The organism is Bradyrhizobium sp. USDA 4516, from assembly GCF_054055915.1.
Genome location: NZ_JBSRXT010000001.1, coordinates 1402640 through 1424912 on the forward strand (window position 1 = coordinate 1402640; position 22273 = coordinate 1424912).

At 62.6% G+C, this 22273-nt stretch carries 23 protein-coding genes; 1 reads left to right on the plus strand and 22 read right to left on the minus strand.

The genetic code is table 11. From position 1 onward, the window contains the following. Positions 1-11: 11 nt before the first annotated feature. From ACVI1L_RS06520 to ACVI1L_RS06555, 8 genes are all read right to left on the minus strand, one after another. The gene (locus ACVI1L_RS06520; RefSeq protein WP_057017358.1) at positions 12-737 is read right to left on the minus strand and encodes an ABC transporter ATP-binding protein; all 726 of its coding nucleotides are present in this window, start codon (positions 735-737) and stop codon (positions 12-14) included. Beyond that, a complete protein-coding gene (locus tag ACVI1L_RS06525; RefSeq protein ID WP_456782546.1) occupies positions 730-1494 on the minus strand; it encodes an ABC transporter ATP-binding protein in 765 nt (254 codons plus the stop codon). Before ACVI1L_RS06525 ends, ACVI1L_RS06520 begins: the two co-directional genes overlap by 8 nt. Next, entirely contained in the window at positions 1491-2330 is an 840-nt protein-coding gene (locus ACVI1L_RS06530; RefSeq protein ID WP_456782547.1) for a branched-chain amino acid ABC transporter permease, read from the minus strand. The genes ACVI1L_RS06525 and ACVI1L_RS06530 overlap by 4 nt, the downstream gene beginning before the upstream one ends. After that, positions 2327-3208, minus strand: a complete 882-nt coding sequence (locus ACVI1L_RS06535) for a branched-chain amino acid ABC transporter permease (protein WP_057017355.1) — start codon at positions 3206-3208, stop codon at positions 2327-2329. Before ACVI1L_RS06535 ends, ACVI1L_RS06530 begins: the two co-directional genes overlap by 4 nt. A gap of 7 nt (positions 3209-3215) precedes the next feature. Further along, complete coding sequence (locus tag ACVI1L_RS06540; RefSeq protein ID WP_456782548.1) at positions 3216-4373, minus strand: ABC transporter substrate-binding protein; 1158 nt, start codon at positions 4371-4373, stop codon at positions 3216-3218. A gap of 734 nt (positions 4374-5107) precedes the next feature. Beyond that, complete coding sequence (locus ACVI1L_RS06545; protein ID WP_057017353.1) at positions 5108-5938, minus strand: ABC transporter ATP-binding protein; 831 nt, start codon at positions 5936-5938, stop codon at positions 5108-5110. After that, complete coding sequence (locus ACVI1L_RS06550) at positions 5935-6744, minus strand: ABC transporter permease (protein ID WP_456782549.1); 810 nt, start codon at positions 6742-6744, stop codon at positions 5935-5937. The genes ACVI1L_RS06545 and ACVI1L_RS06550 overlap by 4 nt, the downstream gene beginning before the upstream one ends. Next, positions 6741-8162, minus strand: coding sequence for an ABC transporter substrate-binding protein (locus ACVI1L_RS06555; RefSeq protein WP_456782550.1), 1422 nt, complete (start codon positions 8160-8162; stop codon positions 6741-6743). Before ACVI1L_RS06555 ends, ACVI1L_RS06550 begins: the two co-directional genes overlap by 4 nt. A gap of 468 nt (positions 8163-8630) precedes the next feature. Here ACVI1L_RS06555 and ACVI1L_RS06560 point away from each other — a divergent pair, with 468 nt between their 5' ends. Then, complete coding sequence (locus ACVI1L_RS06560) at positions 8631-9323, plus strand: Crp/Fnr family transcriptional regulator (RefSeq protein WP_245311483.1); 693 nt, start codon at positions 8631-8633, stop codon at positions 9321-9323. On the opposite strand, the gene ACVI1L_RS06565 is transcribed toward ACVI1L_RS06560, so the two are convergent. The 14 genes from ACVI1L_RS06565 to ACVI1L_RS06630 form a co-directional block, all read right to left on the minus strand. Then, entirely contained in the window at positions 9324-10286 is a 963-nt protein-coding gene (locus ACVI1L_RS06565) for a HEAT repeat domain-containing protein (protein ID WP_456782551.1), read from the minus strand. 1 nt (position 10287) lies between these two features. Continuing rightward, on the minus strand, positions 10288-10521 hold the full coding sequence (locus ACVI1L_RS06570; RefSeq protein ID WP_057017349.1) for a 4Fe-4S dicluster domain-containing protein: 234 nt from the start codon (positions 10519-10521) through the stop codon (positions 10288-10290). A 15-nt stretch (positions 10522-10536) separates the two neighbouring features. Continuing rightward, the gene (locus ACVI1L_RS06575; protein WP_456782552.1) at positions 10537-12273 is read right to left on the minus strand and encodes a fumarate reductase/succinate dehydrogenase flavoprotein subunit; all 1737 of its coding nucleotides are present in this window, start codon (positions 12271-12273) and stop codon (positions 10537-10539) included. Between the two features lie 9 nt (positions 12274-12282). After that, positions 12283-12576: a gamma-butyrobetaine hydroxylase-like domain-containing protein gene (locus tag ACVI1L_RS06580; protein ID WP_057017471.1), complete on the minus strand. Its 294-nt coding sequence runs from the start codon at positions 12574-12576 to the stop codon at positions 12283-12285. A gap of 74 nt (positions 12577-12650) precedes the next feature. Beyond that, complete coding sequence (locus ACVI1L_RS06585; RefSeq protein ID WP_456782553.1) at positions 12651-13472, minus strand: ABC transporter permease; 822 nt, start codon at positions 13470-13472, stop codon at positions 12651-12653. Positions 13473-13476: 4 nt separating this feature from the next. Next, entirely contained in the window at positions 13477-14274 is a 798-nt protein-coding gene (locus tag ACVI1L_RS06590) for an ABC transporter ATP-binding protein (protein WP_456782554.1), read from the minus strand. Next, positions 14271-15275 carry an ABC transporter substrate-binding protein gene (locus tag ACVI1L_RS06595; protein WP_456782555.1) on the minus strand — a complete coding sequence of 335 codons (1005 nt, stop codon included), beginning with the start codon at positions 15273-15275 and terminating at the stop codon, positions 14271-14273. The genes ACVI1L_RS06590 and ACVI1L_RS06595 overlap by 4 nt, the downstream gene beginning before the upstream one ends. After that, positions 15272-16711 carry an allophanate hydrolase gene (gene atzF, locus ACVI1L_RS06600; RefSeq protein ID WP_057017345.1) on the minus strand — a complete coding sequence of 480 codons (1440 nt, stop codon included), beginning with the start codon at positions 16709-16711 and terminating at the stop codon, positions 15272-15274. Before atzF ends, ACVI1L_RS06595 begins: the two co-directional genes overlap by 4 nt. Next, positions 16708-18147, minus strand: a complete 1440-nt coding sequence (locus ACVI1L_RS06605) for an amidase (protein WP_456785520.1) — start codon at positions 18145-18147, stop codon at positions 16708-16710. The genes atzF and ACVI1L_RS06605 overlap by 4 nt, the downstream gene beginning before the upstream one ends. Before the next feature lie 418 nt (positions 18148-18565). Continuing rightward, complete coding sequence (locus ACVI1L_RS06610; protein WP_057017343.1) at positions 18566-19387, minus strand: CmcJ/NvfI family oxidoreductase; 822 nt, start codon at positions 19385-19387, stop codon at positions 18566-18568. A gap of 181 nt (positions 19388-19568) precedes the next feature. Continuing rightward, positions 19569-19850, minus strand: a complete 282-nt coding sequence (locus ACVI1L_RS06615; protein WP_456782556.1) for a hypothetical protein — start codon at positions 19848-19850, stop codon at positions 19569-19571. A gap of 35 nt (positions 19851-19885) precedes the next feature. Then, entirely contained in the window at positions 19886-20110 is a 225-nt protein-coding gene (locus ACVI1L_RS06620; protein WP_456782557.1) for a hypothetical protein, read from the minus strand. Between the two features lie 143 nt (positions 20111-20253). Next, positions 20254-21036 carry a class II aldolase/adducin family protein gene (locus tag ACVI1L_RS06625; RefSeq protein WP_456782558.1) on the minus strand — a complete coding sequence of 261 codons (783 nt, stop codon included), beginning with the start codon at positions 21034-21036 and terminating at the stop codon, positions 20254-20256. Between the two features lie 17 nt (positions 21037-21053). Continuing rightward, complete coding sequence (locus ACVI1L_RS06630; RefSeq protein WP_245311467.1) at positions 21054-21965, minus strand: NAD(P)-dependent oxidoreductase; 912 nt, start codon at positions 21963-21965, stop codon at positions 21054-21056. Positions 21966-22273 lie beyond the last annotated feature (308 nt).

Sequence of the window (22273 nt, forward strand, 5' to 3'; positions counted from 1 at the left end):
TTCTGCGACCGTCATGCCGCAGGCTCCGCGGCAACCGAAGCGCCCAGATATGCATCGACGATCGCCGGCGATTTCATGAGTTCGCCGGCCGGCCCGTGCAGCACGATCCGGCCGCCTTCGAGTACATAGCCTCGCTCCGCCAGCGCCAGCGCCTTTCGTGCATTTTGCTCGACGAGAAGCACGGCGATGCCCTGCTGGTTCAGCTCGCCCAGCAGCGTGAATATCTCCGACACGACGAGGGGCGCCAATCCCATCGACGGCTCATCCAGCAGCAGCACGCGCGGTCCGGCCATCAGCGCCCGCCCGATGGCCAGCATCTGCTGCTCGCCACCCGACAGCAGACCCGCCGGTTGCCGCCGACGCTCCTTCAGCCGCGGAAAGCGCTGATAGATCGCTGCAAGTGTATCGGCGGCACCGCCGCGGGTGCGACCAAACGCGCCCACCAGAAGGTTTTCCTCGACGCTCAACGGTGCCACCACCTGCCGTCCTTCGGGCACGAGGGACAGCCCCGCGCGCACGATCCTTTCCGCCGAACGCCCGCCGATCGCCGCCCCGTCCAGCAGCACCTTCCCGCCCATCGGGCGCAGCAGTCCCGCCGCCGTATTGAGCAGAGTGGTCTTGCCGGCACCGTTCGCACCAACCACAGTGACGATCTCGCCGGCGCCCACGCGCAGCGATACGTCCTTCAGGACGGCAGGTCCACCATAGCTCGAGGAAAGCCCCTCAATGTCAAGCATCCTCGGTCCCCAGATAGGCTTCAATCACCTTCGGATCATTCCGAATCCGATCGGGCGTACCGGAGGCGATGGGACGCCCTTGGTTCAATACGTGAATTTCGTGACAGACCCCCATCATCAGGTCCATGTCGTGCTCAACCAGAAGCACGGTGACGCCCTGGGCCGGGAGCCCTGCGATCAGATCGCGCAATGCAGCGCGCTCGCTGTGGGTCATGCCGGCGGCAGGTTCGTCGAGCAGCAGGAGCCGCGGCCCGGACGCCAGCGCCCGGGCAATTTCGACCCGCCGACGGTCCCCATAGGACAGATCGCCCGCAGCGGTTTCCACGAGGCGGCCTGCTCCGACTTGCCGCAACAATTCCGTCGCACGCGCACGACGACGGCCTTCGGTTCGCTTCAATCCCGGCAGGCGTAACAGGATGTCGACGGCACGGCTTTCAGGAGCATGCAGGGCGAGCATCACGTTCTGGATTGCAGTCAGCTCGGATATCAGGCGAATATGCTGAAACGTGCGGGAGATCCCGCGTCGCGCCAGGACATTCGCGGGCAAGCCGTGAACAGGCGCCCCCTCGAGCAGCACGACTCCGTCGGTTGGCGCATCGACACCGCTGATGATGTTCATGAGCGTTGTCTTACCCGATCCGTTGGGCCCGATCAGCCCGATCACGACACCGGCGCTGAGCGACAGTGAAACATTGGACAGCGCCGCTACGCCGCCGAAGCGACGCGAAACACCTTGCAGCTGCAGCAGCGCCGTCATGTCATCCTCCGACGCAGCAAGGTCGGCAGGGAACCGATCCCGGTCGGGAGAAACAGTACTGCCGCAAGCATGGCAGCGCCGATCAGGATTTCCCGCATCTGAGCGGAAAAACGCAGCGCCTCCGGCAGGACGGTGAGGATGCTCGCCCCGATCACGGGACCGAACGGGCTCCAGGCTCCGCCCAGCACCGAAGCGATCACGGTATCGACGCTGCGCAGAAAGCCGAAATCGCCCGGCGCCACGAACATGTTGAGGTGCGCGGCCAGCCCGCCGCCGAGCCCGGCGATCGCCCCCGACGCCGTAAAGATTGTGAGCTTGAAGCGCGCCACATCGTGTCCCGCGGTCGACACCGCCAGTTCGTCCGCAGCCACCGCGCGCATCCGCTCGCCGACGCTGGAATTGCGCACGGCCCAGACCAGGTAGATCACCAGAGTCAACAGGAGTGCGAGCTGCCAGGTCTCGGTGAGCTTTGGAATGCCGAACACGCCGAGCGCGCCGCCGGTGACGGAATCCCAGTTCAAGGCAATGATACGGACCACTTCAGTGAACGCTAGCGTGGCCATCGTGAAATAGTCGCCGCGCAGCCGTAGCACGAGGGCACCCAAGCCGAGTGCCGCAACGGCCCCTGCCACCAGGGCCGCAGTCAGCGCGGGCGCAAAGGACCAGCCCTGCTGCATCGTCAGCCAGATCGACAGGTAAGCACCGATCGCCATCAGGCCCCCCGTGGCCAGCGAGAACAGGTTAACTCCCAGCAAAAGAAAGCAGCCGAAAGCGAGCATCGAATTCAACAGGCAAAGATCGATGACGTTATGATAGGCGCTGAAGAACTCGATCATGCCCGTTTGGTCTCGCGCGTTGCGAATAAGCCGGTCGGCCTTGTCAAAAGAATGATCAGCACGAGGCCGAAGCCGACCGCGTCCCGGTAGCCCGAACCGACGGCCACGACGCTCGAAACCTCGACAAGCCCCAACAATATTCCGCCCACCAGCGCGCCCATGACATTCCCGAGGCCCCCGAGGATCAACACTGTGAGCCCCTTCAACAGAATGCCGTCGCCCATGAACGGCGACACCGACTGGAACAGCAACGACCACAGCACGCCCGCGCCGCCGGCGAGCGCGCCGGAAACGAAAAAGGTCGCCATGCGGATGCGATCCACCGGTATGCCTACGATCCTGGCCACGACCTCGCTGAAGGCAACGGTCCGGATCGCCCGCCCGAGATTGGTGAGACGCAGCAGCGCCGCGAGAGCGACCACCATCGCAAATGCGGCGACAATCGCGACAAGTTGCAGAAGCTGCAGCCGAGCCCCGAGAAACTCGATCGCGGATCCCGCCAGCGCATTGTCGGGGTAACGCACGACCTGTGTGCCAAACACCTCCTGGGCCAGACCAATGAGAATACGGGCGAGCGCGAGGCTCCCCACCATCCCCATCCAACGATGCGCTCCACGCCGCTGCAACACCCGGAAGACCAGCAGCTCAGTCAGCACGCCAAAGAGGCCAGCCGTTACCGCCGCCGCGAGGATGGCAACCGGCAAAGGCAGTGCAAGAGTACGCACCACCTCGAGCCCGATATAAGCGCCCCACATGAAAACGGCTCCCTGGGACAGGTTGAGCACATTCAAGACGCCGAAGACGAGCGTAAAACCGATGGCAAATACGGCGTAGACGGTCCCCAGCGAAAGGCCGTTTACGAGTTGTTGCAAAAGCATGGCACGATCAGGTCGCCGCCGCGGCGACAAACACCTTGGCGTCGCCGTCGCCGATCAGCACCTTCGGCTGGACCGTCGCGTCGCGTTCGGTGGACCAGCCGAAGCGCCCAAGTACGCCTTCGAAATCGTTGATCGATGCGAGCTTGTCACGGATCGCTCGACCGTTCGTAACGTCGTCGGCGCGACGGATCGCCTCGGCAAGGAGATACGCCGCGTCATAGCCTTGGGCAGCGTAGATATCAGGGGTGGTACCGTAGCGCTTCCGGTAAGCCTCCACGAAGGCCTTGCTGCGCGGGCTGTCGTAACCTGCGTACCACGCGGCGCCGACAATGATGCCGTTCGCCGCCGGCCCCGCCAGCTCGAACAGCTTCGCCGAGATATTGGCGTTGCAGCCGATAAAAGCGACCTTGCTGTCGACGCCGAGCTGACGCGCTTGCCGCAAAATGGCCGCGGCCTCCTCCGCTAGCGTGCCGAGAATGATGGCGTCGGGATTCTGCGCGCGGATCTTGGTCAGCTGCGCCGAAAAATCGACGTCCCCGCGCTGATAGCTCTCGATACCGACCAACTCGAGTCCGAGATCGGCAACCGCCTTCTTCTGGACATCGTGCGCACCACGCGTGAGCGCATCGTCGAGCCCGTAGATCAGCGCGACGCGCTTGATCCCGTGCTTTCTGACTGCGAAGCGCAGCACGGTCGGAAACACCTGATCTTCCGGGACGCTGGTGCGGAAGATGAAATCACCGATCCTGGTCAGATTGGGAGCGGTGTTCGAACTTGCGATAACTGGAACTCCCGCCTGCTGAGCGATCGGATCGGCCGCGAACGCCGAGTTCGACAAGGTCGGCCCCAGGATTGCGACAACCTTGTCCTGGCGAATGAGACGCTGAAAGACATTGACGGTTTGCCCGCGATCCGCACCGTCATCCGCGTAAATCGTCTCGAGCTTGATATCCTTGAGCGTTTTCGCAGCGTTGATCTCGGAGAATGCCAGCTCGATTGCCTGCTTCTGCTCGGTGCCGTAAAGCGCCGCCGATCCGCCCGTCGTTGATTGCACCAATCCAATCCTTGCTGTCCGCGTCCCTTGCGCGAAGGCAACAGAGCGCGAAAGCACAACCGTACCACCAAAAGCCAAGAGAGCGCGGCGGGATAAATTCATGAAATCCATACTTGATCCTCTACACGGGGACGCTCTGATCTTATCGCCTGTGTAGATTTCGCAAGAAGCATGTCAAGCACTGGAAAAACAAAGAGACAAAATTCCAGGAAAGCGCGCCCGTCGAGCAGGATAGGTTCGCGACAAAGCCGTTCTATGCAAACTCATTCGCATCCAAACGTGCGACATGCCAGACAATTACGCCTTGACCAAAGAGTTCATTCCGAAACTGCATTTGATCTAGGCTTGGAAGCAACGATTTGCTGATGCTGTAGTTGGTGCTCATCACGAAATCGAGGCGACGGGCTCGTTCATGGCAGGATCAAAAGGGAACTATCGGCGTTCGCTAGAGCGTGGGGCAGTCGGGGCATAGCGGGCCGCAACTGACCGCCCCGCAAAATCCGCCGAAGGCGCACCTATATCGCGGTGGTGAAATAGACACCGCGTACTTCCCAAGAGTCCGTTCGCGTTCCATCGATTCCGCTCACGCATAACAGCTGGCAGCGAGTGGCCAACTCTCCGGAGTAGCTTGGACGCCAGTGACGCCTCCCGAGGACCACCTGCTCTGGCATGCTCTTCATCGCCTTCCACCGGGACCGCCGCAGCAGCTTCGTGCCGAGGGCACTCTGCCCACTGCGACGATGGCGCCGTTCGCTCGCGATTGCAGGCGATCGGCGCAATGATGGGCGCTTAACCGAAGAGGCTGAGACCTAAGCTCCAGCAGCTGCAACCGGCCGACGTGACGGTTATCCGAGAGGGCTCAACCGCGCCAGCGGCGGCGAGCCGCCGCGTTGCTTGAGGAGGCTGAGGATGTGACGCTTCAGTCGCACGAACTCGGACTCAGTCACCAGCTCGGCCTGACGAGGCCGGCCGAACGGAAGGCGGATATCGTCGATGACATAGCCCGGCCGGGCGCTCATGACGATGACGCGATCGGCCAGGAACAGCGCCTCCTCGATATCGTGCGTCACGAACAGCGTGGTGGTCGGAATCCTGGTCCAGATATCGAGCAGGACTTGCTGCATCATGCTGCGCGTCTGTGCGTCCAGAGCACCGAACGGTTCGTCCATGAGCAGGACACACGGCCGGTTGATGAGGACACGCGCGATCTCGACCCGCTGCTGCATGCCGCCGGAAAGCTGCGAAGGATAGAATCGCTCGAAGCCGGCGAGGCCGACCAGCCGCAGAATGTCGTCTGCGGCGCGATGCCGTTCACTCCTGCCGACGCCGCGCATTTTCGGGCCGAACGCAACATTTTCACGGACGCGCTTCCAGGGAAACAGCGTATGCTGCTGGAACACGATGCCCCGATCCGGGCTCGGCCCCACGACCGGCTGATCGTCGACCGTCAACCGCCCCCGCGTCACTGGCAGATGTCCCGCCAGGGCGCCGAGCAAGGTCGATTTCCCGCATCCGGATGGGCCAAGCACACAAACGAGTTCGCCCGGCGAGATCGCAAAGTCGAGATCGCGGACGGCCTCGAAGGCATCCCCCCCGTCTCCGAGGGAAATCGCGATTCGCGCGATCTCGATCCGTCCGACAGCCTTGGTCGAAACATCCGACACCCGGATGTTCATCGCGTGACCGCAGGACGTTGCCACGGCATCAGGTAACGGCCCAACGTCGTCAACAGCCAGCTGCTGCCCATTCCGAGGAGGCCAATGACCAACATACCGACGATGATGTCCGCATAGTTCTGCAGCGTGTAGGCCTCCCAGGTGTAATAGCCAATGCCGAACTGTCCGGAGATCATCTCCGCCGTGACCAGGCAGAACCACGATGTCCCCATCCCGATGGCAAGCCCGGTGACAATGCTGGGAGCAGCCCCCGGCAGCACGATCTCCCGGAGGATAGCGGCGGGTGTGCCACCGAGACTGCGCGCGGACGCGATCAGCCGCCGGTCGATATTCGCGACACCGTGCACGGTATTGAGGAGGATCGGGAACAACGCGCCGATGAATGTGATGAAGATCATCGACATTTCCGATGACGAAAAGATCAGGATCGATAGGGGTATCCAGGCGACCGCCGGGATCGGTCGGAGCAGCTCGAGCGGCGGCAACAAGAGATCGCTCGCAGCACGTGAGCGGCCGATCGCAAAGCCGAATGCGATCCCGAACACCACCGCAGCGCCATATCCCGCAAACACCCGCCACAGACTGCTGCCGACATGCGCCACCAGCTTTGGAGACTTCAGCAGTACGATGGCGGACTGCAGGACCTCCGTCGGCGGCGGTACGTTACGGAATGTGACAACGCCCAGGTTCAGATGCTGCGACGAGGCCAGTTGCCACAGCGCAATACATGTGACGATCGACAGCGCGCGAATGAACCAGCGCGATCCCGGCAACCAGTCGACGGTGCGTCCGATTGCCTTGCTCATCGGCTCGCCACAAGGGATTCGCGGGCACCGGCATAGTCGACCACGGTGCCGCCGTGTTCCTTCGACCACTTTTCCGCGCCATCCTTGAGCAAGAACGCACTGAGATCACCCTTCGGCGAACGCACGAACCATGCCTGGTTCGCGAACAGCTTGATGCCCGTTTCACGATCCTGGGCATAGACGACACGAACCGCCCTGCCTTCCTTCTCCAGTGCAGCGAGCGCCTTCAAGGCATTCTCAGGCGAGCCGTAGTGACGAACGAGCGGCTCATCTTTGACCCAAATCTGCGCGGTCCGGCTGAAATCCGTGATCTCTGCCCCAGTCGTCGCATCCTTTGCCTTCAGGGCAAGCTGATTGTAGTTCCTCAACTGCGCATCATAGTCGCGCCCGCTTTGGGCTGTTGCGACTAGGATGTATTTGTCGGTCACGAACTGATTGATATCGAGGTCGCTGTCGGTGCGCTTCAGGAACCTCAGCGTCTTGATCGAGGTGGCGACCGCCTGACGATATTCCGGCTTCCATGTCACATCCCGGGTTTGCAGACCGAGTGGCCCATGGAACAGATAGACGACTTCGGCCTCGATGCCCGTCACCTTGGCGATCAGCTCGCTATACTTCTCAGGATCGGCCGCTATCAGGCGATCGGCCTCGAGCGCAGCACGCAGATAGGCAATGACGATCTCCGGGTATCTCTCGGCGTATTCGGCATTCACCAGCGCGCCGTGGAAGGTCGGCGTATTCGCCTGCGAGCCGTCGAAGATCTTGCGGGCAAAGCCGCGCCAGGGGAACAGCTCGGCAAATGGAACGAAATCTGCATGAGCCTCGATCTTGTCCGCCTGCAGCGCAGGACCGGCGACCTCGGGCGCCTGCGTGATGATATTGACGTCCGTTTCCGGATTCCAACCGTTGCCCTCGATCGCCCGCAGGAGCATGCCGTGCGACGTCGACGCAAACGGGACCGAGATCGTCTTGCCCTTGAGGTCGTCGATCGACTGCACCGGGGAATTCGAAGGTACGACGATGCCGTTGCCGCTGCCCTTGGTGCTGCCTGACAAAACGCTGATAAAGAGGCTGCGACGACCGGCCTTTTGGAACGCCACACCGTTGAGCGAGCCGGGGAAATCCGCCATCGCACCAAAATCGAGCTTGCCCGCGACCATCTCGTTGGTCAGTGGCGCGCCGCTGGTGAAATTCTTCCACTGAATGTCGTAGGTGACATCCGTGTACTTGCCATCATGCGGCAGGAATTTCTCCAGCAGCTTCAGCTCACGGATCAGAAGGCCGCCCGTCGCACAATTGATGGTCGTGTCCTGCGTTCCGACCGCGACGCGGATCGTTTCAGCGTGCACCACGCTCGCCAGTCCAATGGCAACAATTGCAGCCGCGGCAGTCGTCTTCAGAAAATGACGCGAGATCATCGGGCCTGTCCTTGGCTATCGATCGACGGCGCGCAGCCGTCCCGCAAATTCTGGGGCACTATCGGGCTGATGCTGCGCAGGCTGAAGCAATTACTTGCATTGCGCCGCACTGATCGCTTGCCGTCGTGATCCCATCATGATGAGTGGCGGCCGCATTGAATGATTTTCTCGCGGCGACCCAATCGACAGACGAATCCTTTCGATGCGATGCCGTTCACGCATCACCTTTCCTAAGTGCATCGAAGAGTTATCAAAGAAGTAGACTTTGCCTTCCCGTCACCCTTAGCTATCGGCTTCACAGCTCGAAGCAATCCGGCGGGAATGACGATACTGAAGGAAGCATCCGAACCCGATTCACGCGGCCTGTTGGCACGAGCGGGTACTGCCGTGGACAGGAGCTATCGGACACGTCAGGCGTTTGCAGTCATCCCCGCCCCGCCGGCGACCCGCAGCGATTCCGCGCTGTTCATGAGCGAAAGCGTCGACGGGCTCGACGTCGGCGCGCACTTTCTCGATCGGCTGTCGGCCGAACAGAAGGCAGAAGTCCAGGCGGCCGGGCGCACCATCCTGGTTCCGCAAGGCGACATGGTATTCAGCCAGGGCGAACACCACTGCGGCATCTTCGTTATCAGGCGGGGACAGGTCCGGGTCTATTACACCGCGCCGTCGGGCCGGGAGATCACCCTCGCCTACTGGACGCCTGGCCATTTCATCGGCGGCCCTGAGATTTCCGGTGGCGGGCCGCACATGTGGTCCGGAGTCGCGATGGAGGATTGCGAGATTACGGCGTTACCAAGCGCCGCCCTGCAACGACTGCTGGTGCAGATGCCGGCCTTTGCGCTGGCGCTGATCGACGGGCTGATCGCCAAGGGCAAGTGCTATTCGTCGATGGCGCAGATGCTCGGAACCCGTTCGGTGATCGAGCGGCTTGCACAGTATCTGTTAAACCTCGCCGAGCTCTACGGAGTAGCCGACGGCGACATCGTGATCGTCAATCGGAAGGTGACGCACGATCAGATCGCCGCCATGGTAGGTTCGACCCGGCAGTGGGTCACGATGATGCTAAAGCGCTTCCAGACCAAGCACATCATCGCGATTGAGGATGGGGTCATCCGGATCAAACGGGTCGATCTGCTCGAGAAGATCCTGTTCCGGGAATGATCAGTCTTCCCCGATCTGGCCCAGCGCCCAAACCACGGTCTTTCGGACATCGGGATCCTCATCGCCGGCATGCGCTGTGAGCGCGCCGCGGGCGCGAGGATCGGCGATATCGCCGAGCGCCGCAGCGGCATCCTTGCGCAACGAAGGCAACTGGTCGTCGAGGAAGGTGACGATGGCACCGACGGCGTCCCGGACACGGAGCCTGCCGAGGTTCTGAATCGCCTTCTGGCGGACCTGCCAATAGCTGTCAGTGAGCGAGCCGGCCAGCGCCGTTGCCGCCGACACTTGGCCGATCCGCCCGATCGCATCCGCCGCAGCGGCCCTGACCTGCCATTCCCGATCGGAAAGCGCGGCGGCCGCGGCCTGGGCCGCCACGTCGCTCCGCGCAAACGACAGCGCATTGACCGCCGCAAGCCTTACTTCGCGAGATTCATCCCGGGTCGCACGGATCAGCGACGGCAGGGTCTCGGTCTTCTTGAGATAGCCGATCACGCCGACCGCCTGCACGCGTACGGCGGAATCATTGTCGCCGAGCGCCGTGATCGCAGGACCGAGCGATGCATCGACTTGGAGCGCCTTGAGCGCACGAAAGATCGCGGCGCGCACAAAGGCCGAGGAATGTGTTGCCAGCGGCTGAAGTACATCGCCGGCCGCCGGGTCACGGAGTTCAGCCAGACTATCAGCCGCCGCTCGGGCAACGTCTGCGTCCGGATCGAGGATGGCCCCGGTCAGCGCCCTGGCCACATCGATACCGTCGAACTCACCGAGCGCCCGCGCCGCCTGTTGTCTGACCTCCCGCGCAGCATCTTGGACAGCCCGCACCAACAACGGAACCGCCTCCTCACTTGAGGTCTCCACGAGATCGAGCACGGCAAGCCGGCGTACGGACGGATCCTCGCTCGCCAACCGCTCAGCGATCTCGCCAAGGTCTCCGAACGCCTCGAATGGCTCGAACACGGTCATGTCAGCGCAGCAGATAGGGGATGTTGACGGTCACCGCGCCGGTCGGGCAATCGGTCTCGCAGGGCATGCAATACCAGCACTCGTCATACTTCATATAGGCTTTTCCCGTGAGATCGCTGATCCGGAGCACGTCGAGCGGGCAGACGTCGATGCAGACCGTGCATCCCTTGTCGGCGATGCATTTGGCGTCATCCACGATGACTGGAACGGCGGTCGGCGTGTGGGCAATCGGCATGAGACATCCACCTGTTCAGGCATGCTGTCGGATGCGCTGGCGGTCATAGGCCGAGCGCTCGGATTCATCGATCGGAACGACGTAGGGCGCGACCGGCCGCTTCTCCGCCGTCATCCGACCATCCCGCTTGCGCAGGATACTGTGACAGAACCAGTCGTCATCGTTCTTGTCAGGGTATTCCACCCGATGATGGTAGAGGCCCCAGCGGCTTTCGGTACGGAACAGCGAGGCGAACGCCGCCATCTCGGCGCAGTCGACGATCGACGCGACTTCCAGTGAACGCATCAACTCGTGCGCGTCGCGCACGACCATTGCGCTTTCCATATCGTCGCGGATCTCCGCGAAACGCGCCTGACCAAGCTTCATCTTCGCTGTCACTTTCGGCGGCTGAAGATAGTCATTCACGAAGCGCCGGGTCTTGTATTCGAGCTGGTTCGGCGGGATGCCGTCGTCGCGCCGCGTCGGCGCCAGCACCCGCTGCTGCTCGCGCACGACGTCAGCTGCGTCGTATTGTGCGAGATCGATATTGTCAGCCACTTCCGCTGCATGCTCGCCCGCCACCGCTCCGTTGGTGAAGGCGCCGAGCATGTAGTTGTGCGGCACGCTGGCCATGTCGCCTGCCGCATAGAGACCCGGTACCGTGGTACGCGCGAATTCATCGACATAGACGCCGGATGCACTGTGACCCGAGCAAAATCCGATCTCGGAAATATGCATCTCGATCATGCGCTCGCGGTAGTTGGTGCCGCGATTGTCGTGGAAGCGCCCCCGCGACGGCCGCTCGACCTGATGCAGGATCGCTTCGATCTTCCCGATCGTGTCGCTGTGCAGATGATTGAGCTTCAGGAACACCGGCCCCTTGCCCGATTGCAGCTCGTTGTAGAACTCCTGCATCATCTGTCCGGACCAGTAGTCGCATTCGATGAAGCGGTTGCCTTCGCTGTTGGCGGTGTAGGCTCCGAACGGACCGGCCACATAGGCGCAGGCCGGGCCGTTGTAATCCTTGATCAGCGGATTGATCTGGTAGCATTCGAGATTCGCGAGCGCGGCGCCGGCGTGAAAGGCCATCGCATAGCCGTCGCCCGAGTTTGTGGCGTTCTCGTAGGTGCCCCAGAGATAGCCCGACTGCGGCAGGCCAAGCCGGCCCGCCGCGCCGGCACAGAGGATGACGGTCTTCGCGCGCAGCACCAGGAACTCGGCGCTGCGCGTATTGACCGCGATCGCGCCGGCGATCTGCCCGTCACGTCCGGTCAGCAGGCGCGTCACCATATAGCGGTTGGAGATCAACACCTTCTCGCGGCGAAGCTGACGGTAAAGCGCCTTCTTGACGGTATCGCCGTTCGGCATCGGCAGCACGTAAGAGCCGAGGTGGTGCACCTTCTTGACGTCGAAGTCGCCGTTTTCGTTCTTCTGGAACTTGATGCCGAAGCGGTCGAGCTCCTGAATGACGTCGAAGCAGCGCGAGGCATATTTGTACACCGGCGCCTGATCGCAGATGCCGTCATTGGCGATCGTGATTTCCTTGGTGTACTGCTCTGGCGTGGCGTAGCCCGGAACGACGGCGTTGTTCAGCCCGTCCATGCCCATCGCGATCGCGCCGGAGCGTTTGACGTTCGCCTTCTCCAGCAGCACGACACGCGCGCCCGGACTGCAGCGCTTGGCCTTGTAGGCCGCCATCGGGCCAGCCGTGCCGCCGCCGATCACCAGCACGTCGCAGACGACCTCCGTCAGGCCACTTTTGATCTCATCCATGAGTCGACCTCACGTTAACGGCTGCCCGGCAAGTTCGCGCAGGTAGGACCACGGATAGATGCCGCGGTCATGGCCGTCGGAGAAATGGAGACGCAGGGCGTAATTCCCAACGGGCTCGACGGCAACGACGTGAAGCCCCGGCACAATCGGGAGCTCGATGCCGTCAACCAGCCGCCGGATTTCGCTGGCCGCGCGGCTGGCCCGACGTAACGTCTCCGCCGCGACCAAACGGGTTCCGCAGTCCGGCCAGGTCAACGCCAGCGCCGTGGAATTTTCACGTAGCTCCACCTGAATTGGTTGCACCTTCACCTCGCATTGTTAGCGCCAGGCTTTGTAAGCCGATCCCGGCACCTGGCACCCGCAATAAATTGCTTTCGCTATTTCGCGACCAGGCGACCAGAGGCTCGCTCGATTTGCGGGCCCTTCTGCCCGGCCTGCTCGGCGCCGTACCAGGGCAACAACTTGCGGACCGTACGTTCGAAGAGGAGATCGGCCGCAAACCCCATCACGCCGAGCACGATCAACCCGACGAACATCTGATCGACCCGAAATACCTGCTGCGACATCTGGATCAGGTAACCCACCCCGAACGCCGCTCCGGCCAGCTCTGCCGCAACCAGGACGACCAGCGCAACCGACAGGCTGACGCGAAGCCCGGCGATAATGAACGGCAGCGCGTCGGGTATGACCACGTAAACGAAGTTGCGCCAACCGCGCGCGCCGAGACTCGCTGCCGCTCGTCCGAGCAGCGGGCTCGCATCGCGGACGCCGATGTAGGTATTGACCCAAACCGGGAAGAAGACGCCCCAGGCGATCAGGAAAATCTTGGAGGTTTCACCAATGCCGAACCAGAAGATCGCTAGCGGAACAAAGGCGAGCGACGGAACGGCGCGAAACATCTGCATAAGGGGATTGATCGTCCCGTGCAAGAGCGGCGATTGCGCCATCGCGACGCCAAGCGCCACGCCGAGCACCGATCCGCCGAGGAAACCGATCGCCGCCCGCAGCAAGCTGGCACCGAGATGCCGCGGCAACTCACCCGCCACGATCAGCGCCCACCCGGACTGCACGATCGTGCTCGGCGCAGGCAGCATCACGTTGTTGACGAGGCCGCTCCAGCTGAGCGCCTCCCATGCGGCAAAAAAGACGAGCGTGCCGATAGTGCCGGCGATGCTGTGGCGGCTGACGCCGAAGGCCATGCTTCTACTCCGCCGTTTCCAGGCCGATCGCCCGTGCGACGTGCTCGTAAAGTTCGTGGAAGCGCGGCGCCGTCCGACGACGCGGACGCGGCAGATCGACTCTGATATCCTCCACGATCCGTCCCGGGTTCGGCGACATGACGATCAGCCGGCTCGCAAGCGCGAGCGCTTCGGCAATGTTGTGGGTCACGAACAGGATGGTTGGCTGCTCCTGCCGGTGAATCTCGATCAGCTTGGCTTGCAGGGAGCTGCGCGTCATCGCATCGAGTGCCGCGAACGGCTCGTCCATCAGGAGCAGCGATGGGCGGGTCGCAAGCGCTCGTGCGATGGCGACGCGCTGCTTCATTCCCCCGGACAATTCGAAAGGGTACTTCGCCCCGACATCGGGCAGGCCGACGAGCCTGAGCAGATCGTGCGCAATCTTCGCTCGTTCACGGGCGACGCGCCCCGCCATCCGGAGCCCGAACTCGACGTTGGCCTGCGCGGTCAGCCATGGGAACAGGGAGTAGTCCTGAAACACAACGCCGCGTTCGGAACTCGGCCCTTCGATCGCGTGGCCGCCCACGCGAACGTCGCCGTGCGCGGGCATGACAAATCCGGCCAGGATGTTGAGGAGCGTGGTCTTGCCGCATCCGCTCGGCCCGAGAACGCAAACGAATTCACCGCGGTCGATCGTGAGCGAAATGCTGCCGAGCGCGGCGGTGCGGCCACGACCGGAATCGTAGACATGACCGAGCTTGATGCACGTGATCAGCGGTTCACTGACGGCGGCCCGCGAGGGAAGCTTCACCCTTGCATTCATTGCGGTCGATCACCCTTTTCCCGGCCCGCCCGATCCAGCACTGATGTCACCACCACCGTGTTGAAGTCCGGAATCCTTGCGTCGGGCCGCACCAGCTTATTGTCGACGGCCCAATTCGCCTGCTCCTCCATCAGGGATACCAACGACGCCTTGTCGAGTTCGAGCTTGAAATTTGCCCGCTTCCAGAACGCTTTTGCGATCACGGGATCGAGCTTGATGCGTTCAGCGGTCAGCGTGGCCGCGGCATCGGGGTCCTTCCTGATATTGTCGTCCGCTTCGAGCAGCGCCTTCATTGCCTTGACGAGGAGGTCCGGCGTGCTGTCGATGGTCGACTGCAACGTGATGATTGTTGAAAAGGTCTTGTAGAGGCCCTCCGAGCGGATGATGTGGAACCTGTCCGCTCCTTGCGCGATCGCCTGCGACAGATGGGGCTCCGTCCAGATGAACCCATCGATCGCACCGCCCGCCAGGCTGCTGACGAAATCGCCGGGGTTTAGGCTGACCGCCGTGACGTCCGACCACGCCAGACCTTCCTGCCTGAGCAGCTTGGACAGGTAGTAATGCGCGTTCGTCCCCTGCGAATAGCCGATACGCCGACCCTTGATATCCTTGGCGGTCTTGATCTCTTTGATGGCGACGAGATCGAAAGGCTCATGACGGTTCAACGTGCCGATGATGCGCACCGGCAGCCCGTTCAGGGTGGCGAACACCACGGGCGTTTCCGCCGCCGTGCCGATCACCACGCCGCCACCGACCAGCGCGTCCAACACCAGGCGGCCACTGGCAAAGGTCGAAACCTTGGGCGTCAACCCCTGCCTCTGCCAGGTCTTGTCGTGGTCGGCGACGAAGAACTGGCCCCAGCCGAGCGCAATCCCTTCACCGATCGCGATCTCCTGAGCGCGTGAGGGCGTGCTCACCAGCGCCACCACGGCCGCGAGCGTGACAGCCGCGGCTCGTGCGATCCTGCTCGATCTGGCAAAAAAAGTGGCAATAGACGTCACGATACGGTCTCCCTATCTCGGTGGGCATGAGCCGAACTCGCGGCCGGACGCAGGTGGCGTGCACCGAGCGGAAGGCCGGCGCCGTGAAAGCGCCGCGCCAGGGCAGCGGCGTGATGATCGGCGAAGGCGGGGGCGATCACGGTGACGCCCTGTGGCAGGCCGCTAGGCAGAAATCCCGAGGGAACGGCTACCGCCGAAAGATCGGCCAGATTGACGAAGTTCGTATACGTCCCGAGCCGCGCGTTGAGCGTGATGGGATCGGCCGCGACCTCGTCGATGCGGTAGATTGTGCCGGTGGTCGGCACGATGAGAATGTCGATCTCGTTCCAGAGCTTCTCAATCTGGCGCTTCAGAATGTTCAGCCGCTGTTGCGCCGCGAAGACGTCGCCGCCGGAAACGCCACGCCCTCCAAGCAGGATGTCGCGGGTGACCGGGAATAGGGCTTCGGGCCGTTCGTCGACGAAGTGTCGCAGGGCACCATAGCGGTCCGCCAGCCACGGCCCTTTGAACAGAAGATCGTTGATCTCCGCGAATGGCGCGTAGTCGATCTCGACCTTGCGGCCGCCGAGGCCTTGCAACCGCTCGACTGCCTTGCTGAACAGCGCAGCCGCATCGACATTGCCGAAAAAGTCCAACCATCGCGAAGCGGGAACACCGAAGCGGAATTCCGCCGGCAGCGGACGAACTGCCGCTGGCGACCCGGTGCGCGAGAACGGATCTTCCTCGTCGTACCCCCGCGCGACCTCAAGCGCCGCCTGCGCGTCCCCAACCGTCAGCGCGAAGATCGAGAGCGTCTCGATTGAGCGGCAGGCCGCGACCGATCCGACACCGCTGATCAATCCGCGGGTCGGCTTCAGTCCGACGACATTGTTGAAGGCCGCCGGCACCCGTCCCGACCCGCCGGTATCGGTCGCGAGTGCAAAGCTGACCAGTCCTGCCGAAACCGAGACCGCCGCGCCCGAGCTGGATCCTCCGGGAATGTAAGCGGGATCGAAGGGATTGCGCGCAACGCCATATGGCGAGCGTACCCCGACCAGCCCGGTCGCGAACTGATCCATATTGGTCTTTCCGATCAAGATCGCGCCTGCCGCCAGCAGGCGTTCGACTGCCGGATTGTTTTTCGCCGGCTGATAGGAAAATGCCGGACAAGCCGACGTGGTCGGCAGGCCGACCGTGTCGATACAGTCCTTGACGCTGAACGGAACGCCCCAGAGCGGCAGAGCCAGCCGCTCCCGCCCCGGCAACGACTCAAGATGCGCAGCTCGCGCAAGCGCATCCTCGCGCGCCACGACACTGATCCAGACGCCGTCCGCGCCGCGGCGCGTGATCTCGTCCAGGATTTGCTCGACCACGGTCGACGGCGTGAGCGCGCCGCTGGCATAGGCATTTGCCAGTTGCGGTAGTTCGAGGTCAGGGCGTTGGGATTGCTCGGTCATGACGGGTCCAGTGGGCGCGGGAATGGTTTCGCCTGCTCGAACGCGCGTGCGGCGCGCAGAACGGTGGTATCTGTGAATTTCGCTCCTATGATCTGCAGACCCACCGGCAATCCTGCGTCGGTAAGGCCTGCCGGCACCGAGGCCGCCGGCTGCTGCGTCAGGTTGAACGGATAAGTGAAGGGGGAGCGGATCGGCCGGATCACGAGATCGGCCTCCGACGCGTCGATCGCCGAAGCAGGATACGCCGTGGTCGGTGTGAGCAGCAGATCCCAATCCTGATGGAAACGATTGAAATGTCGACCGAGCGCTTCGCGGCGATCGACTGCCCGCAGATAGGTGACGGCATCGATCGCCCGGCCCTTCTCGGCCACGGCTTGCAGGCCCTGCTCGACCAAGGCACGATGGGCGGGATCGAACGAGGCCAGGAGCTTGGCTGCGCCAGCGAACCAGAAGGTCTGGAACAAATCGATCGGATCTTCGATACCCGGATCGACCTGCTCGACGATCGCCCCGAGCCCGGCAAGCGTGTTGGCCGCCTCGGTAACGATCCTCTCAATTTGCGCGTCGATCTGTGCGTAGCCGAGATTCGGACTGAATGCGATGCGCAGGCCACGGACACCTTGCTCGAGCTCCGCTTGCCAGGAGATCTCGGCCGGCGGCAGCGCGGTCCAGTCGCGTCCGTCGGGCCGCCCGATCACATCGAGCAGCAAGGCCGCGTCACGCACGGAGCGTGTCATTGGCGTGACGTGGAAAAGCGTCCCGTTCTGCGACGGCGGATAGACGGGAACGCGACCGAAGGTCGGCTTGAACCCGAACACGCCGCTATGCGCCGCCGGAAGCCGGGTCGAACCGCCGCCATCCGTCGCGACATGCAGCGGCCCGAAACTCAGGGCCGCGCCGGCCGCGGCCCCGCCGCTACTGCCGCCCGGCGTGTGTGCGACGTTCCAGGGATTGCGCGTGATGCCGGTCAACGGGCTGTCGCCGAGCCCCTTCCAACCGAATTCCGACGTCGTCGTCTTGCCAAGCAGCACCGCGCCTTGCTCCCGCAGCCGGGCTGTGGCGGGCGAATCCTCGTTCCAGTCTTGCGCCGGATCGATTGCCCGGCTGCCCCGCAGCGTCGGCCATCCCTTGGCGAGAATGAGGTCCTTGAGCGCCACCGGCACGCCATCGACTGGACCGAGCGGCTCGCCACGTCTCCAACGAGTTTCGGACTCGCGCGCCGATACGCGCGCGGCGTCGGCGTCCAGCAGCGCGAAAGCGTTGACATGGCGGTCGAGACGACCGATGCGATTAAGGACAGCCTGGGTCGCTTCAACCGGCGAGAGCGTTCCTGCCCGATAATGTTCGATCAAGTCGGCTGCGGAAAGAAGGGCGATGTCATCCGAACCGCGCAGCCGCGAAGCCGAATCTCGCAACGGAGTATTCTGAGCAGACATGCACGCCACCTCATTCCTCGATCAGGGCAAATCACTTGCCGAGTGAATGATGGTTAGGCGCTCGTGCCCGCGCGCATCAGCAATTAATTGCGGAACTGTCAGCGGCGCTACAAGATTGCAAGATCTGACACGCCGACCAATACGACGCGGAATGAAAAACTACGATTCGCAAGTCGCACAGCGAAGTCCGCCTAGCTGGGCGGCGCTGAGCTACTTCCGTGTCTCCCGTCCGGGCTCGGGCTCTTCTCGGAAATTGAAAGTTACGCGCCTCGGAGAGGCTCTTCTCTGCAGAGCTCGGCTTTCGGGCGTCACGAGGCCGGGAGGATACGACGCACTGTCGATCAAACGGCTGTCGGCGATGAGCGAGCGCGCCACCCTTAATGGCGGCGCTAGTGTCCTGCGCCGCCGAGATGTCTGTTCACGCCGCAAGCGGAAAGAACACCAACGCGCGGACCTCGATACTTTCGCGCGGCGGCGCGCCCGGTGCCAACGGATTTTCGAACGAGGTATGAAACGACAGCCGCGCGCGCCCGTCGCTGGCGCTGTCGTATATCCGGATCAATAGCGCCTCGTCGGTCTGCATCTCGGAAAAATAGTACCAGCGATGCGTCGGTTTGTACTCGACCCGGGATGTTTCGCCGCGAACGTGGGCATAGACAAGGTCACTGGCAATCAGATCGTCGTCCGTAAACGAGCGCGCGTCGCACAGTGCCAGCGGCGAGTCCAGTACCGGACCGCGTACCGGTCGCCACACATTGACGATGCCAAACCGATGCTTCAGCAGTTCGTCCGCTTCGGCTCCAAGGTGGTCGCGGACGCGGCGCGGCGCGGAGTTGACCGTGTGATCGTTGTGCACCTGCCGCGAAGGCGGAGCGAGACCTGGAACGCTGGCATTGCGCACGTTGTGGTCGAAGATGAACACACGGCTTGCGCCGACGGCCGCACGCAGCAGTTGTTCGACCTCCGGGTAATAAACCCGCTTGATCTCTTCCGGATCGTAAAAGCTGGCGACGGCCGTCGGCGCCTTGGCCAGGGCGAAGCCGTTGCGGTCCAGCGAGAATTCTGTCTCGCGACCACGCGCATCCTCGATTAGCACTTCGCGCTCATCGTCGATGCCGTTCCATTGCGGCACGCCGGGAGGTGGTTCGATTCGATAGAAGGTCGGCTTTTCCGCTCCACGCTTGAGGTAGTGAAGCTTCGCGGTGAGACTGCGGGGAGCGATGGGTCCGTCGAGCGCCATGATTGCTGCTACTCCACGTTGGCGCGCGGACAGTGCCGCGGCGATTTTGTTGCAGCGATATTATCGCTTTGGTGCGTAAACGTCAGCGCTGCGAATCACCAAAGATTCCGCGGCCGCGCATGTGACGCTCCAGAACTGAACGTGCAGATGGAAATTACTTCTCTTCGGCGCTTGAGCGAGACTAAAGAGGCGACGCGCGATCCGGCGCATCCGATCCGAGATAAGCGACCAGCACGCCGTTCCCTTCGTCGGCGAATTCCTCAGCACGCTCTCGGAAAGCCGCCGCCTCCTGATCGGTCGCGACACGCAGGCGCGTCTCAATGCTCTCCGCACCGAGCCGCTTCGAACAAAAGCCGTCGAACGCGCGGGTGAACCGGGCCGACCGTGTCAACCCTTCCGCATCGTCACGGCTTCTCGCTTCGAAGGCAAACCTTTGCGATCCGGTCGTCTCGACGATGTACACGCAGCGGGCGATCATACGAAACCGTGGACGAGCTGTTAGCCGGACGGGGACTGGAGCGTTCCGGATTGGTCGTTCAGTACGATGCCGAGCCTGGCTGCTGCCGTCGCGGTCGAGGCGATGCTGCGATTGAGACTTCGCGCGATCTTCTCGACCGGCGTGTTCGACTTCGCCATGCCTCTGAGCTTGTACTTCTCCGTCCACGGACGGCCACCGGTCGATCTGGATGGCTTGTTGACGGCTGCTTCCTGTCGCGGGCTCACCTTTATCTCCCTCGCGGTTCCAGGCCATTCGGCGAACACTGAAATTGCTAGATCATGATGCGTTTCCGCGGAAACGCATCACGATCTCATCTCTTTGAGCATGATCTTTTCGGAAAACCGGTTCCACTTTTCCGGATCATGCTCTAGTTGAACAGATTCGGCTCGGCTTCGCTGATCCAATCCCAGAGCGGCTGGAAGCTGAAATAGCCACCCTTGTGGGTACCAACCTGACCTGCGGTCAACTTCGCCACTTCGTGCGGGATCGGCTTCGGCGTACCGGCCGCCTCCGCGAGCAGCTGCGTGCGGGCTGCATTGTCCATTGCGATGTACCACCAGGCGGCCGCCTCGATCGTCGGTCCGACCGTCAACAGCCCATGGTTCTGCAGGATTGCCGCTTTCTTCGATCCTAACGCCTCCGCGATTTTCCTGCCCTCTTCCGCCTCCAGCACAACACCGGAGAACGGATCGAACAGCGCATGGTCCTCATAGAACGCACACGAATCCTGGGTGAGCGGATCGAGCAGGCGGCCGAGCGCGGACCAGGCCTTGCCATAGGTCGAATGGGTGTGGGCGGCAGCGATGACCTCGGGATGGGCGGCGTGGATCGCCGAATGAATCACAAAGCCCGCCTGGTTGATCGGCTTGTCGCCGATCATGATGTTGCCGGCGTGGTCGACCAATTGCAGGTCGGACACTTTGATCTGGCCAAAGTACTTCGACAGCGGATTGATCCAGAACCGGTCCGGGAATTCCGGGTCGCGAACGGTAACATGCCCGGCAAGCCCCTGGTCGAACCCATGGCGGGAAAACAGCCGGAAGGTTGCCGCGAGGCGCTGCTTGCGATGCAGCCGTTCCTCCTCGAACGAAGCAGCCGGCAGACGCTCGACCAGGGAGTATTTCTTCGGCTTCTCGACGATCTTGTTCATTTTCAAGGGTTCCTCGCTCAGTATCCAAGCTTCTTGTCGAAGACGTCGGCCAAAGGCACGCCATGCGCATAGGCGTCGAGATTGACCAGCGTTTTGTCGGCCAGCCGCTTGACGTCATCCGCCCCCGTCCAGGAGACGTGTGGCGTCAGAACGACCTTGGGATGGCTGTAGATTGGATCGCCATCCGGTGGCGGCTCCGGATCTGTGACATCGAGCGTCGCACCGGCGAGTTGTCCGTTGTCGAGCGCCCGCAACAGCGCCTGCTGGTCGATGATGCGGCCACGCGCGACGTTGATCAGATGCAGGGACTTCTTCGCGTGCGCCAGCACGTCCGCATTGATCAGATACACTGTCTCGGGAGTCGCCGGCAGCGCGATCACAAGATGATCGGCTGCGGCGACGAGAGCCTCGACACTGTCGACGGGAACAATACCCGGAATGGCATATCGCCATGAGGAGCGCCGGAGCACCCTGATCTCGACACCGAATGGCTTCAGCCGCTCGGCAACCGCGTGGCCGATCGCACCGAACCCTGCGATCCCAACCGTCTTGCCACTGAGCGAACCGAGCGGGGTGATCTTCCATTCCTGCCGGTTGCGCGGACGGATCTCATGGATTCGCTTGGCAAAGCCCAGGATCGCCGCCAGGACATATTCGGCGATCGCGTCCGCCGAGATGCCGCGCCCAACGGTGACCACCGGACCGTCGAGCAGCCATGTCGGAAAGAAATCGACGCCGGTCGACGCGGTCTGGATCCACCGCAAGCCGTACGGCCAGCCTGCCGGCCTGTCCGCGGGAGCCTTGCTCCAGCCGGCCAGCGGCCGCGTCAACAGCACATCGGCCTCCGGCGCGATTTCCCAAGCTGGCCGATCCGCAGGATGATCGATGATCAGGGGTCGCGACCAATGCTCGATCAGCGCAGCGCGCACTTCCGCTCCGAGCTGATTAACGATAATCGGCGATCGTACGCTGGCAACAGGGCGCCCACTGTCGACACGAGGGGTATTCATTGCATGCACTCACGATTGCAAACCCGTGACATGCTAGGCGCTCGTTCCGGGATAGTCTTTTCAAAGATGACCAAAGCCCAGCGACAACGGGATAATGCGCTTCGACGATACAAGTAAAATCGTCTCCTTGAAGCATCGTCGCCCTTCAATCGCGGACCGACATTGTCTTCGGCAAGCCAGAGCGCATTGCGCTTGACATTGACATTAATGAGAAGGTGCTAAGCGAC

Excerpts from the sequence above, each read along its gene's own strand:
- ACVI1L_RS06520 (WP_057017358.1), bottom strand. The coding sequence starts at position 737 with ATGCTTGACATTGAGGGGCTTTCCTCGAGCTATGGTGGACCTGCCGTC.
- ACVI1L_RS06525 (WP_456782546.1), bottom strand. The coding sequence starts at position 1,494 with ATGACGGCGCTGCTGCAGCTGCAAGGTGTTTCGCGTCGCTTCGGCGGC.
- ACVI1L_RS06530 (WP_456782547.1), bottom strand. The coding sequence starts at position 2,330 with ATGATCGAGTTCTTCAGCGCCTATCATAACGTCATCGATCTTTGCCTG.
- ACVI1L_RS06535 (WP_057017355.1), bottom strand. The coding sequence starts at position 3,208 with ATGCTTTTGCAACAACTCGTAAACGGCCTTTCGCTGGGGACCGTCTAC.
- ACVI1L_RS06540 (WP_456782548.1), bottom strand. The coding sequence starts at position 4,373 with ATGGATTTCATGAATTTATCCCGCCGCGCTCTCTTGGCTTTTGGTGGT.
- ACVI1L_RS06545 (WP_057017353.1), bottom strand. The coding sequence starts at position 5,938 with ATGAACATCCGGGTGTCGGATGTTTCGACCAAGGCTGTCGGACGGATC.
- ACVI1L_RS06550 (WP_456782549.1), bottom strand. The coding sequence starts at position 6,744 with ATGAGCAAGGCAATCGGACGCACCGTCGACTGGTTGCCGGGATCGCGC.
- ACVI1L_RS06555 (WP_456782550.1), bottom strand. The coding sequence starts at position 8,162 with ATGATCTCGCGTCATTTTCTGAAGACGACTGCCGCGGCTGCAATTGTT.
- ACVI1L_RS06560 (WP_245311483.1), top strand. The coding sequence starts at position 8,631 with ATGAGCGAAAGCGTCGACGGGCTCGACGTCGGCGCGCACTTTCTCGAT.
- ACVI1L_RS06565 (WP_456782551.1), bottom strand. The coding sequence starts at position 10,286 with ATGACCGTGTTCGAGCCATTCGAGGCGTTCGGAGACCTTGGCGAGATC.
- ACVI1L_RS06570 (WP_057017349.1), bottom strand. The coding sequence starts at position 10,521 with ATGCCGATTGCCCACACGCCGACCGCCGTTCCAGTCATCGTGGATGAC.
- ACVI1L_RS06575 (WP_456782552.1), bottom strand. The coding sequence starts at position 12,273 with ATGGATGAGATCAAAAGTGGCCTGACGGAGGTCGTCTGCGACGTGCTG.
- ACVI1L_RS06585 (WP_456782553.1), bottom strand. The coding sequence starts at position 13,472 with ATGGCCTTCGGCGTCAGCCGCCACAGCATCGCCGGCACTATCGGCACG.
- ACVI1L_RS06590 (WP_456782554.1), bottom strand. The coding sequence starts at position 14,274 with ATGAATGCAAGGGTGAAGCTTCCCTCGCGGGCCGCCGTCAGTGAACCG.
- atzF (WP_057017345.1), bottom strand. The coding sequence starts at position 16,711 with ATGACCGAGCAATCCCAACGCCCTGACCTCGAACTACCGCAACTGGCA.
- ACVI1L_RS06605 (WP_456785520.1), bottom strand. The coding sequence starts at position 18,147 with ATGTCTGCTCAGAATACTCCGTTGCGAGATTCGGCTTCGCGGCTGCGC.
- ACVI1L_RS06610 (WP_057017343.1), bottom strand. The coding sequence starts at position 19,387 with ATGGCGCTCGACGGACCCATCGCTCCCCGCAGTCTCACCGCGAAGCTT.
- ACVI1L_RS06625 (WP_456782558.1), bottom strand. The coding sequence starts at position 21,036 with ATGAACAAGATCGTCGAGAAGCCGAAGAAATACTCCCTGGTCGAGCGT.